Consider the following 13,006-nt stretch of genomic DNA (forward strand, 5'->3'; position numbering starts at 1 on the left):
GGTCGAGCGCCAAGCCGGCCAGGTTGAAAACGTGTCCGCCCAGAGCAATCAGGCAGTGGCGGGGCAGCGCACGCAGATCGAGCAGGTTGCCACCGCGATGAATCAGATGTCAGCCACTTCCCTGGAGGTGGCGCGCAGTGCCGCGGCGGCCGTCAGCAGCGCCCACAGCGTCAACGACGAGACCATTAGCGGTCGCGGCCTGGTGGAGTCCCAGCAGGGCAGCATCGCTGCACTGGCCAGTGAGATCGATCAGTCGGTGCGGGTGATCAATCAACTGGCCAGCGACAGCCAGTCCATCAGTCGTGTGCTGGAAGTGATCAAAAGCATCGCCGAACAGACCAACTTGCTGGCGCTCAACGCCGCCATCGAAGCCGCGCGCGCGGGCGAGCAGGGCCGTGGTTTTGCGGTGGTGGCGGACGAGGTCCGGACCCTGGCCAAACGCACCCAGCAATCGACCGAAGAAATCGAGCAGATGATTGCCAAGCTGCACAGCGGTGTCGGGGCGGCGGTCAAGGCGATGGGCACCAGCCATCAGATGGCCAATGGCACGGTCGGGCAGTCGGAAAAGGTCCAGCAGGCGCTGGAAAACATCCTCGGCGCCGTCGGCATGATCGTCGACCAGAACCAGCAGATCGCTGCCGCCGTAGAGCAGCAGACCGCCGTGGCTCACGACATCGACCAGAATATTGTCGAGATCAACCGCGCTGGTGAGCGTACCGCCGACGGCGCGCACCAGACTGAAAATGCCAGCCGAGCGTTGTCGGCGCAGGTAGTGGAACTCAAACAATTGATAAGCGCGTTTCGGGTTTAAGAAGCACCCCGGAACAAATGTGGGAGCGGGCTTGCTCGCGAAGAGGTCGTCACATTCAACATTGAGGTGACTGATAAACCGCTTTCGCGAGCAAGCCCGCTCCCACAGGTATTGCGTGAATCAGTGGATTACCAGTTAAACACCTCACACGCATTGGCGGTGCTGGCGGTAGCCAATTGTTCGGGGCTGATCGCCATGAGGGTGGCCAGTGCCTCGCAGATCGCCGGTAAATGGGCCGGGCTGTTGCGTTGACCGGGGAACATGGCGGGGGCCATGTCCGGTGAGTCGGTTTCCAGTACCACCGATTCAACGGGCAAACCGGCGAGCACTCGGTGCATGCGCAGGGCCTGCGGCCAGGTCGCGGCGCCGCCGAAGCCGAGTTTGAAACCCAGCTTGATGTATTCGCGCGCCTCTTCCTGGCTGCCGGCGAAAGCATGAATGATCCCCGCCCGTTTCAAGCGAAACCGTTTGAGCGTGGCAATCACCGCCGCATGGCTGCGTCGCACATGAATCAGCGCCGGCAGATTGAAGTCCGCCGCCAGTTGCAGTTGGGCGTCGAACAACGCTTGCTGGCGTTCACGATCCAGGGTCTCGATGAAGTAATCCAGACCGATCTCGCCCACCGCGCATAGCTGTCGATGGCCCGCCAGGCGCGTCAGCCAGTCACCGAGTTCGGTCACATCCTCAGGGCGATGGTCATCCAGATACACCGGGTGCAAACCGAACGCGGCATGCAGATCGGGATCGCTTTGCACCAAGTCCCAGACCCGCTGCCAATTGGCCTGATAAACCCCCAGCACCACCATCCGCCGCACGCCGAGGGCGCGGCTCTCGGCCAGCAGCGCCTGACGATCCACGTCGAAATCCGGGAAATCCAGATGAGTGTGGGTGTCGATCAGTTCCACGGCTCAGTCCTGATGAATTCGCTGCTTGAAGGTCCGCGCGATGGCCTGCACGCCGGGTTGGTAATCGGCCTGTTCAATGGCTGCCAACGCTAGTTGCAGCGCCTTGTCGGCGATCAGCTGATGCTGCTGGGACATGGCGTTGACCGGCAGTGGCAGGAAGTCCAGCAACTGCGTATCACCGAAAGTGCCCAGACGTAGCGGGCGGGACTTCAGAGGGAAGTCGTGCAAGGCATCGAACACGCCCTGAAGCAACACGTAGGAGGTGGTCACCAGCGCATCCGGCAAATGACCCAGGCGCTGAAGCAATTCTTCCATCAATTGTTTACCGCACTCACGACTGAACGACTCGCCGTGTTCGATCAGCGCCTCGCCTTTGAAACCGTTCAGCGCTTCCTTGAACCCTGCCGCCCGTTCCTGGCTGATACTCAATTCGGGACGGGCACCGATCAGCGCGATCTGCTTGGGCAATGGGTTCAGCAGGCTGCGGGTAAGCTGCAGACTGGCTTCGCGGTCGTCACTGATCACCGAGCAAAAGTGCTCAGGCTCCATCACCCGGTCGATGGCGATGATCGGAATGCCTTTGGCCTGCAATTGCCGATAACTGTCGTCGCCGGCCGGCAGGCAACTGGCGACGATCAGCGCATCGCAGCGGCGGGCGCGGAACAGTTGCAGCAATTGCCGTTCGCTGTCCGGCGCATCGTCGGAGCTGGCGATCAGCAGTTGATAGCCGCGAGCCCGGGCGCCTTGTTCCAGCAGTTTGGCGATTCGCGCGTAACTGGGGTTTTCCAGGTCCGGCAGAATGAAGCCCAGAGTGCGGGTGTGCCGACTGCGCAACCCGGCGGCCTGAGGGTTGGGTGTGAAGCCATGTTGTTCGACCACCGCCCGCACGCGTTCGACGGTGGCGCTGCTGATGCGTTGCTGTTCAGCCTTGCCGTTGATGACATAACTGGCGGTAGTCACGGAGACGCCGGCCAACTGTGCAATATCACTGAGTTTCAACCCGGGTTTTCCTTATTTGTTCGAGCTTGCCCGACATTTTCGCCAATCCTACCCGATTCGGGCAGGCGACCATTGTCGCAGCAGATCCGACAATTGGACTTCAAGGATGAGACATTATCGAGTAACGTGCCTAACATTCTAGATTAAACGTTTCAGCAGGCGTATTTTCTACGTTAAAGGTCGCTTTGGTCGGTTCTGCCGCGAAACCGCCAAAACTGCCCCTGAAAAGGCGCTCCCAAGGGCCTAAGCTGAATCAATCAAAACAATACCTGGCGTCACACGGCGCCAAAAAGGAGAAAGCATGCTCGAGCTCACCATAGAGCAGATATCCATGGGCCAGTCGGCTGTGGATAAAGCCACCGCCCTGCAATTACTCGCTGACCGACTTGTGACCGATGGCCTGGTGGCGGATGGTTACCTTGCGGGTTTGCAGGCCCGGGAAGTCCAGGGCTCGACCTTTCTCGGCCAAGGTATTGCCATCCCACACGGCACCCCGGAAACCCGTGATCAGGTGTTCGCCACCGGTGTGCGGCTGATGCAGTTTCCTGACGGCGTGGACTGGGGCGACGGCCAGATCGTTTATCTGGCGATTGGTATCGCTGCCAAATCCGATGAACACCTGCGCCTGCTGCAACTGCTGACCCGCGCCCTCGGTGAAACCGATCTGGGCCAGGCCCTGCGCCGCGCCAGTTCCGCCGAAGCCTTGTTGAAACTGCTGCAAGGCGCACCGCAAGAATTGGCGCTGGACGCACAGATGATCGGCCTTGGTGTTTCCGCCGATGACTTCGAAGAACTGGTCTGGCGCGGTGCCCGCTTGCTGCGTCAGGCCGATTGCGTGAGCAACGGTTTTGCCGGCGTCTTGCAGCAGGTCGACGCGCTGCCGCTGGGCGATGGCCTGTGGTGGCTGCACAGCGAACAAACGGTGAAGCGTCCGGGCCTGGCGTTCGTTACCCCGGACAAACCCATGCGCTACCTCGGCCAGCCGTTGAGCGGGCTGTTCTGCCTGGCCAGCCTCGGTGAAGCCCATCAGGCATTGCTCGAACGTCTTTGCGCGCTGCTGATCGAAGGCCGTGGTCATGAGCTGGGCCGTGCCACCAGCAGCCGCGCGGTTCTGGAAGTCCTCGGCGGTGAGGTGCCGGCGGATTGGCCGAGCGCACGCATTGCCCTGGCCAACGCCCACGGTTTGCATGCGCGCCCGGCGAAGATTCTCGCGCAACTGGCGAAAAGTTTTGAAGGCGAAATCCGCGTGCGCATCGTCGATGGTCACGACAGCGCGGTGTCGGTGAAGAGTTTGAGCAAACTGCTCAGCCTTGGCGCCCGTCGCGGTCAGGTGCTGGAATTCATCGCCGAACCGACCATCGCCGCCGATGCCTTGCCGGCCTTGCTGGCGGCCATCGAAGAAGGCCTCGGTGAAGAAGTCGAGCCGCTGCCGGCAGTGAGCCAACATCGCGAAGTGATCGCCGATGTCGCCGAAGTGCTGCTTGCACCGGCCTCCGGCAGTCTGATTCAGGCGATTGCTGCTGCCCCGGGGATCGCTATCGGCCCGGCGCATATTCAAGTGCTGCAAGTCATCGAGTACCCGCTGCGCGGTGAGTCCGCCGCCATCGAGCGCGAACGTCTCAAGCAAGCGCTGACGGATGTGCGTCGCGACATCGAAGGCCTGATCGAGCGCAGCAAGTCCAAGGCGATTCGCGAGATTTTCATCACCCACCAGGAAATGCTCGACGACCCTGAACTGACTGACGAAGTCGACACCCGTCTCAAGCAAGGCGAAAGCGCCGAAGCAGCGTGGATGGCGGTAATTGAAGCCGCCGCCAAACAACAGGAATCGCTTCAGGACGCCTTGCTCGCCGAACGTGCCGCCGACTTGCGCGACATTGGCCGACGGGTGCTGGCGCAATTGAGTGGCGTCGAAACCCCGGCCGAACCAGAGCAGCCGTACATTCTGGTGATGGACGAAGTCGGCCCGTCCGACGTGGCACGTCTTGATCCGGCACGCGTGGCGGGCATCCTCACCGCTCGTGGTGGCGCCACGGCCCACAGCGCCATCGTCGCGCGTGCCCTCGGTATTCCGGCGCTGGTGGGCGCCGGTGCCGCGGTGTTGCTGTTGAAACCGGGCACGCCGCTATTGATCGATGGTCAACGTGGTCGCCTGCACGTGGACGCCGATGCCGCGACCTTGCAGCGCGCCACCGAAGAACGCGACACCCGCGAACTGCGCTTGAAAGCCGCCGCTGAACAACGCCATCAACCGGCGCTGACCACGGACGGCCACGCGGTGGAAGTGTTCGCCAATATCGGTGAAAGCGCCGGCGTCACCAGTGCGGTGGAGCAGGGCGCCGAAGGCATTGGCCTGCTGCGCACCGAACTGATTTTCATGGCCCACTCGCAAGCGCCAGACGAGGCGACTCAGGAAGTCGAATACCGGCGCGTGCTCGATGGCCTGGCCGGTCGACCGCTGGTCGTGCGCACCCTGGACGTCGGTGGTGACAAACCGCTGCCGTACTGGCCGATCGCGAAAGAAGAAAACCCGTTCCTCGGCGTGCGTGGCATTCGCCTGACCCTGCAACGTCCGCAGGTCATGGAAGCGCAGTTGCGCGCCTTGCTGCGTGCGGCTGACAGCCGTCCATTGCGAATCATGTTCCCGATGGTCGGCAGCGTCGATGAGTGGCGCCAGGCGCGGGACATGACCGAACGCCTGCGTCTGGAAATCCCGGTTGCGGACCTGCAACTGGGGATCATGATCGAAGTGCCGTCGGCCGCTTTGCTGGCGCCGGTGCTGGCCAAGGAAGTGGATTTCTTCAGCGTCGGCACCAACGACCTGACGCAATACACCTTGGCCATCGACCGTGGTCATCCGACCTTATCGGCCCAGGCTGACGGCTTGCATCCGGCAGTGCTGCAACTGATCGACATCACCGTGCGTGCGGCTCATGCTCATGGCAAGTGGGTCGGCGTGTGCGGTGAGCTGGCGGCCGATCCGCTGGCGGTGCCGGTGCTGGTGGGCCTGGGGGTGGATGAGTTGAGCGTGTCGGGCCGCAGCATTGCCGAGGTCAAGGCACGCATTCGTGAACTCAGCCTGACCCAGACTCAAACCCTTGCCCAACAGGCCTTGGCCGTGGGCAGCGCGAACGAAGTTCGTGCATTAGTGGAGGCCCTGTAATGGCCAAGATCTTAACCCTGACCCTTAACCCGGCGCTGGACCTCACCGTCCAATTGCCGCTACTTACCCCCGGTCAGGTCAATCGCAGCGACGAAATGCACACCCACGCCGCCGGCAAAGGCGTGAACGTGGCGCAGGTGCTGGCCGACCTCGGGCATCAGCTGACCGTCAGCGGTTTTCTCGGGGAAGACAATCTTCAGGCGTTCGAAACCCTGTTTGCCAAACGCGGTTTTACCGACGCGTTTGTCCGTGTCCCCGGCGAGACCCGCAGCAACATCAAACTGGCAGAAAGCGATGGGCGCATCACCGACATCAACGGCCCGGGGCCGAGGGTCAGTGAAGCGGCGCAGCAGGCCTTGCTCGATCGACTCGATCAGATTGCTCCTGGGCATGACGCGGTCGTCGTGGCCGGTAGTTTGCCCCGTGGCGTGAATCCTCAGTGGTTGCGGGAGTTGATCCAGCGCTTGAAAAAACGCGGTTTGAAAGTGGCGCTCGACACCAGCGGTGAAGCCTTGCGCGCAGGTCTGGCGGCCGGTCCATGGCTGATCAAACCCAACACCGAAGAATTGGCTGAAGCGCTGGGTTGCGAGGTGGTTTCCGTGGGCGCCCAAGCCGAGGCGGCGAGCCGCTTGCATGCGCATGGCATCGAACACGTGGTGATTTCCGACGGTGCCGACGGGGTGAACTGGTTCAGTGTCGGCTCGGCCATGCACGCCACGCCACCCAAGGTCAGCGTGGTCAGCACTGTCGGCGCGGGGGATTCGTTGCTGGCGGGCATGCTGCACGGTTTGCTCAGTGCCGATACGCCCGAGCAAACCTTGCGCACCGCCACCGCAATTGCCGCCATGGCCGTTACCCAGATCGGTTTTGGTATCGGCGACACCGCGCAACTGGCGCACCTCGAACAGGGCGTGCGCCTGCGCGCCCTGACAGAACAATAAGAGGGTTTGCAATGAAGTTAGCCATTGTTACGGCCTGCCCGAACGGCATGGTCACCAGTGTGCTGTGCGCTCGTCTGCTCGATGCAGCGGCCCAGCGTCAGGGCTGGAGCACCAGTGTCGAAGTCGTTGATGCGGCCCATCCGGAACGTCAACTGTCGGCTGCGACCATCGAGGCCGCTGAGTGGGTGTTGCTGGTCACCAGCGCGCCGGTGGATATGTCACGGTTCGTCGGCAAACGCGTATTCCAGAGCACCCCGGCCCAGGCCCTGCAAGATGTTGAAGCGGTGCTGCGTCGCGGGGTGGAGGAGGCCGAGGTTTACGTCGCGCCCGAAGCCGCCGCCGAGCCGGCTGCCGTGGTTAAAAATGCGCCACGCCTGGTGGCTGTCACCGCGTGCCCGACCGGCGTCGCCCACACCTTCATGGCCGCCGAAGCCTTGCAGCAAGCGGCCAAACGTCTGGGCTACGACTTGCAAGTGGAAACCCAAGGCTCGGTCGGCGCGCGTAATCCACTCAGCGCAGAGGCGATTGCCGATGCCGACGTGGTGCTGTTGGCGGCAGACATCGACGTTGCCACCGAGCGGTTCGCCGGCAAGAAAATCTATCGCTGTGGCACCGGCATTGCGCTGAAACAAGCCGAAGCGACGCTGAACAAAGCCCTGGCCGAAGGCAAACAGGAAAGCGCTTCGACCGGCGCCAAAGGCCCGGCCAAGCAAGAAAAGACCGGCATCTACAAACACCTGCTGACCGGTGTGTCGTACATGTTGCCGATGGTGGTGGCGGGCGGACTGATGATCGCCTTGTCCTTCGTGTTCGGTATCACCGCGTTCAAGGAGGAAGGCACGCTGGCGGCTGCGCTGATGCAAATCGGCGGCGACACCGCGTTCAAACTGATGGTGCCGCTGCTGGCGGGCTACATCGCTTACTCGATCGCCGACCGCCCGGGCCTGGCGCCAGGGATGATCGGTGGTTTGCTGGCGAGCACCCTGGGCGCCGGTTTCATCGGCGGGATCATAGCCGGCTTCATCGCCGGCTATGCGGCCCAGGCGATCAATCGCTATGCGCGTTTGCCGCAGAGCCTTGAGGCGCTGAAACCGATCCTGATCATCCCGTTGCTGGCGAGTCTGTTCACCGGTCTGGTGATGATCTACGTGGTCGGCAAACCGGTGGCCGGAATGCTCGCGGGGCTCACGCACTTCCTCGACAGCATGGGCACCACCAACGCCATCCTGCTCGGTGTGCTGCTGGGCGGCATGATGTGCGTCGACCTCGGCGGGCCGATCAACAAAGCGGCTTACGCGTTCTCGGTGGGGCTGCTGGCGTCGCAGAGTTATGCACCGATGGCCGCGACCATGGCCGCCGGCATGGTGCCGCCGATAGGCCTTGGCATCGCCACGTTCATTGCCCGGCGCAAGTTCGCCCAGAGTGAGCGCGAGGCCGGTAAAGCGGCGCTGGTGTTGGGGTTGTGCTTTATCTCCGAGGGGGCGATTCCGTTTGCGGCGAAAGACCCTTTGCGGGTGATTCCGGCGAGCATCGCCGGCGGTGCGCTGACCGGCGCGTTGTCGATGTACTTCGGCTGCAAACTCATGGCACCGCACGGTGGGTTGTTCGTGATGCTGATTCCGAATGCGATCAACCATGCGCTGTTGTATCTGCTGGCGATCGTGGCCGGGAGTCTGCTGACGGCGGTGACGTATTCGGTGCTCAAACGGCCTGAGACGGTGGAGTTGGCAGTAGAGCCAGTCAGCGCCTGACCCCAATCCCTTGTGGGAGCGGGCTTGCTCGCGAAAGCGGTCTGACAGCCAGCATTAATGTTGAATGTTAAACCGTCTTCGCGAGCAAGCCCGCTCCCACAGGGATCGGCAGACTTTTGTGTCATGCCGCAGTCATACAGCCATGCTTAAGTTTTCCTTTTTCAGGGAGAACACCATGAGCGAATTCGACCTCAGCCGTCGTCGTGTCATGCAGGCCGTTGGCGCTGGGCTGTTGATGCCTGGCCTGGCGCCGGCGGTGATTGCTTCGGTCAAGGATCGGCCGCAACTCACCGATGGCGTGCAGTCCGGCGATTTGCTGGGCGACCGGGCGATGATCTGGAGTCGTAGCGACCGTGCGGCGCGGATGGTGGTGGAATGGGACACCCGCAGCCTGTTCAGTAACCCTCGTCGATTCGTCTCGCCCTTGGCCGATGCCCGCACCGACTTCACTGCCCGGGTCGAACTCACTGGCCTGCCCGCCGATCAGGCAATTTTCTATCGCGTGACTTTCGAAGACGCCCAGAGCGGTGTCGCTAGTGAGCCCTGGTTCGGCCATCTGCGCAGTGTGCCTACCGCCCGGCGAGATATTCGGTTCGTCTGGAGTGGCGACACGGTCGGCCAAGGCTTCGGCATCAACCCGGACATCGGCGGCATGCGCATCTACGAAGCCATGCGTCTGCGCCTGCCGGACTTTTTTATCCACAGCGGCGACACCATCTACGCCGACGGTCCCGTACCTGCGCAGCTCACAACAGAGAGCGGCCGGGTGTGGCGCAACCTCACCAGCGAAGCCAAGAGCAAAGTCGCCGAAACCCTCGACGACTATCGCGGCAATTACCGCTACAACCTGATGGACGAGAACATCCGCCGCTTCAACGCCGAGGTCCCACAGATCTGGCAGTGGGACGACCACGAAGTGGTGAACAACTGGTCGCCGGGCAAGCAGCTGGATGAGCGCTACAAGAGCAAAGATATCCACAGCCTGGTGGGTCGTGCGCGCCAGGCCTGGCTGGAATATGCGCCGATGCGCTTGCAGAGTGCCGATGATGGCGAGCGGATTTATCGCAAGCTGAGTTATGGGCCGATGCTGGATGTGTTCGTGCTCGACATGCGCAGTTATCGCGAAGCCAATGACGACAACCTGGGTGCCGCCAAACCGTTCCTTGGTCGCGAACAATTGGACTGGCTCAAGCGTGAATTGAAAGGCTCCCAGGCCCAATGGAAAGTCATTGCCGCCGACATGCCCATCGGCCTCGGCGTCCCCGACGGTGAAGTCCGCCCTGGTGTGGCGCGGTGGGAAGCGGTGGCCAATGGTGACCCTGGCCCGGCTCAGGGTCGTGAAGTGGAAATCGCTGAATTGCTCGGTTTTCTGCGGGCGCAGCAGGTGCGCAATTTCGTATTCCTCACGGCGGATGTGCATTACTGCGCGGCGCACCATTACCATCCGGACCGCGCGGCGTTCCAGGACTTCGAACCGTTCTGGGAGTTTGTCGCCGGGCCGCTGAATGCGGGGAGCTTCGGGCCGAATGCGCTGGATAAAACCTTCGGCCCCGAAGTGGTGTTCGAGAAAGCACCACCGGCGCAGAACACCTCGCCGTTTGCCGGGTTTCAGTTTTTTGGCGAGGTGAATATCGACGGGCAGACGGGGGAGATGAGTGTGGTGTTGCGGGATCTGGATGGGGTGGGGGTGTTTGAGCGCAAGTTGGCGCCGGTGTGAGAAGAAGTAAGCCGACACTCGATCAATGTGGGAGCGGGCTTGCTCGCGAAGGCGGTCTGACAGCCAACATCTTTGTTGAATGTTAAATAGCTTTCGCGAGCAAGCCCGCTCCCACATTTAATGGTTTGGTGTCAGTAAACGTCGCGGCGGTAGCGGCCTTGTTCGATCAGGCGGTCGACCTCTTCAATGCCCAGCAATTCGTTGAGCGCGTGATCCACCCCTGAAGCCATCCCCTGCAAACTGCCGCAGATGTAAATAACGGCGCCGTCGGCCAGCCATTTTTTCAACTCGTCAGCAGACTCGCGCAGGCGATCCTGCACATAGATCTTCTCGGCCTGATCTCGGGAGAACGCCAGATCCAGCCGTGCCAGATCACCGTTGATCAACCATTCCTCAAGCTCTGCGCGGCACAGGTAGTCATGCTCGCGATTACGCTCGCCGAACAGCAGCCAGTGACGCTGCTGCCCGTCGGCAATCCGTGCCTTGAGCAAACTGCGCAGCCCGGCCAATCCTGTGCCGTTGCCCAGCAGGATCATCGGCACCGGTTCGTTCGGTAGATGGAAGCCACTGTTGCGTCGTACTCGCAGGCTGATGCTGCTACCCACGGGAGCATGTTCGGTCAACCAGCCGGAACCGACGCCCAGGCTGCCATCGGCGTGCAATTCCTGACGCACGATCAATTCCAGCGCGCCGTCAGCGGCGATCGAGGCGATGGAGTATTCGCGCATGGCCAACGGCACCAGGGCGTCCGTCAGCGCTTGCGCGTGCAGGCCGACCAGATGAGTGCGGTTCTCGGGCAGTTGGCGGCTGGCGAGAGCTTGTTCCAGCGTTTGCGACAGGCCATCGAACTCAACCGTGGCCCGACCGTCAATCCCCAGGCCGTCGAGGAAATGCTCGATGGCCCACGGACAATTGCGCGGCAGTACTTCCACCAGATCCCCGGCCAGCCAGCTGCTGGTGGTGGGGGCGCTGAGGCCGAGCAAATACACGGGCGAAGCGCTGCTGTCCGGGTTCATCAATTCGCGGCGGGTCAGGGTCCAGTTGTCGTAGCTTGGCGCTTGCCAGGTATCTACCGGCGCCTGACCCGTCAGCAGACCGAGTTGCTGTTGCCAGTGGCGCAGGGCGTAAGGGTCGCCGCTGTCGACCTCCACCGGGGCGAACAGGGTCTTGCCGCCGTGCTCGCCCAGCCAAGTGTGCAATCGGCGGGCGAAGCCGCAGAAGTGTTGATACTGACGGTCACCGAGGCCGAGCACGGCATAGTTAAGGCTGTCGAAGCTCTGCGCACGACCCAGCACTTTGCGTTCGAATCCTCGAGCGCTGTCCGGCGCTTCTCCGTCGCCGAAGGTGCTCACCACAAACAGCGCGTTGCTGGAATCCTGCAGGTCCTGTTCGCTGACATTTGCCAACGGTTGAACCTTCACCGGTAACCCGGCGGCCTGTAATTGTCCGGCGGTCTGCCAGGCGAGTTGCTCGGCGAATCCGCTCTGACTGGCGAAGCCGATCAGCCATGCCGGCGCATCACTGCCCGGTTGCGCGAGGCCTTTGCGGGCGTCCTTGATCTGACGTTTCTTGCGTCGACGGTCCAGGTACAGCAACCAGCCAGTGATGAAAAACAGTGGCATGGCCAGTGCGGCGATCGTCACCATAATCCGCCCGATAATCCCGAAATAACTACCGACGTGCAGCGCGTAGACACTGGTCAGCAGCTGCGCCTTGAAGCTCTTGTCGCTGTAGCGGTCATGACGGCTGACGATGCCGGTCGCCGGATCGAGGGTGAGCTGGTTCCGTGCCTGGTCGTGGGGTGAGTTCTTCAGCAGGTAGAACACGGTTGCCGGTTGCCCGGCCACAGGCGGCATACGAACGTTGTAGGACGAAAGCCCAGGGCCGGCGGCGCTGTAGATGCTGCTCCATATCGCGGCGTAATCGGCAGTGGGGGCCGGGCCGCTCGGCGCAGGGCCGCGACTGCGCACTCGTTCGTTTTGCGGCGAATCGGAAAGTAGCCGCGTCAGGCCCTTGTTGTACCACTCGTACGACCAGGTCAGCCCGGTCAGCGCTGCCAAAAGATAGAACATCAGGCACCAGGTACCGGCTACCGAGTGCAAATCCCAGTTGAAGCTGCGACCCTTTTTATTCCAGTCCAGGGTCAGCCACGCGCGCCAGTTTTTCCACTGACGCGGCCAGCGCAGGTACAGGCCGGACAGACAGAAGAACACCAGAATCAGCGTACAGGCGCCGGTGATCTGTCGGCCGATATCGCCCATGGCCAGAATCCGGTGCAGTTGCAGCATCAGGCCAAAGAAATCCTGGCCCGTGACATCGCCCATGAACTCGCCGGTGTACGGGTCGAAGTAGCGCATCGGCCCGCGACGTTCACCGGGTGGCGCGGTGAAGATCACCCGCGCGGCGTTGCCGCTGTCGGTCTCGACCCAGAGCATCGAGACTGTCTTGCCCGAAGCGCCTTCGATTTTTTCTACCAGCTCGGCAGGCGGCAGTACGCCGGCAATCTGCTTCTCGACGTGCAGCACAGAGGGGTTCAGCGCTCGCAGGATTTCATCCTGGAACGATACCGCCGCCCCGGTGATGCCCATCAGGGCCAGGACCAGTCCGGCGCTGATGCCGAAAAACCAGTGCAACTGGAACAGGGATTTCTTCAACACGTCGCTCGCCTTGTTCGTTCAAAAGTCATCATCACGTCGCGCATTATGCCGTGAGTTGTCGA

The 13,006-nt window shown here is 62.1% G+C and carries 8 protein-coding genes; 5 read left to right on the forward strand and 3 right to left on the reverse strand.

The window, feature by feature from the left end; all coding sequences use genetic code 11:
* Nucleotides 1-106: 106 nt before the first annotated feature.
* Entirely contained in the window at nt 107-811 is a 705-nt protein-coding gene (locus KVG95_RS30440) for a methyl-accepting chemotaxis protein (RefSeq protein ID WP_401175982.1), read from the forward strand.
* A 128-nt stretch (nt 812-939) separates the two neighbouring features.
* Here the strand turns inward: KVG95_RS30440 and KVG95_RS19665 are convergent, their stop codons facing one another.
* Both KVG95_RS19665 and cra read right to left on the reverse strand, forming a co-directional pair.
* Complete coding sequence (locus KVG95_RS19665; protein ID WP_217857610.1) at nt 940-1,716, reverse strand: TatD family hydrolase; 777 nt, start codon at nt 1,714-1,716, stop codon at nt 940-942.
* Between the two features lie 3 nt (nt 1,717-1,719).
* Entirely contained in the window at nt 1,720-2,715 is a 996-nt protein-coding gene (gene cra, locus KVG95_RS19670) for a catabolite repressor/activator (RefSeq protein ID WP_217857611.1), read from the reverse strand.
* A 301-nt stretch (nt 2,716-3,016) separates the two neighbouring features.
* Between cra and ptsP the strand changes: the two genes are divergently transcribed.
* From ptsP to KVG95_RS19690, 4 genes are all read left to right on the forward strand, one after another.
* Nucleotides 3,017-5,878, forward strand: coding sequence for a phosphoenolpyruvate--protein phosphotransferase (ptsP, locus tag KVG95_RS19675; RefSeq protein WP_217857612.1), 2,862 nt, complete (start codon nt 3,017-3,019; stop codon nt 5,876-5,878).
* Nucleotides 5,878-6,819, forward strand: coding sequence for a 1-phosphofructokinase (pfkB, locus tag KVG95_RS19680; protein WP_217857613.1), 942 nt, complete (start codon nt 5,878-5,880; stop codon nt 6,817-6,819). The genes ptsP and pfkB overlap by 1 nt, the downstream gene beginning before the upstream one ends.
* 11 nt (nt 6,820-6,830) lie before the next feature.
* Nucleotides 6,831-8,570 carry a PTS fructose-like transporter subunit IIB gene (locus tag KVG95_RS19685; protein ID WP_217857614.1) on the forward strand — a complete coding sequence of 580 codons (1,740 nt, stop codon included), beginning with the start codon at nt 6,831-6,833 and terminating at the stop codon, nt 8,568-8,570.
* 175 nt (nt 8,571-8,745) lie between these two features.
* Entirely contained in the window at nt 8,746-10,287 is a 1,542-nt protein-coding gene (locus tag KVG95_RS19690; protein WP_217857615.1) for an alkaline phosphatase D family protein, read from the forward strand.
* Nucleotides 10,288-10,418: 131 nt separating this feature from the next.
* Here the strand turns inward: KVG95_RS19690 and KVG95_RS19695 are convergent, their stop codons facing one another.
* Nucleotides 10,419-12,944, reverse strand: coding sequence for a PepSY domain-containing protein (locus tag KVG95_RS19695; RefSeq protein WP_217857616.1), 2,526 nt, complete (start codon nt 12,942-12,944; stop codon nt 10,419-10,421).
* Nucleotides 12,945-13,006: the final 62 nt, after the last annotated feature.

The organism is Pseudomonas farris (assembly GCF_019145235.1).
GTDB classification, from domain to species: Bacteria; Pseudomonadota; Gammaproteobacteria; order Pseudomonadales; family Pseudomonadaceae; genus Aquipseudomonas; species Aquipseudomonas farris.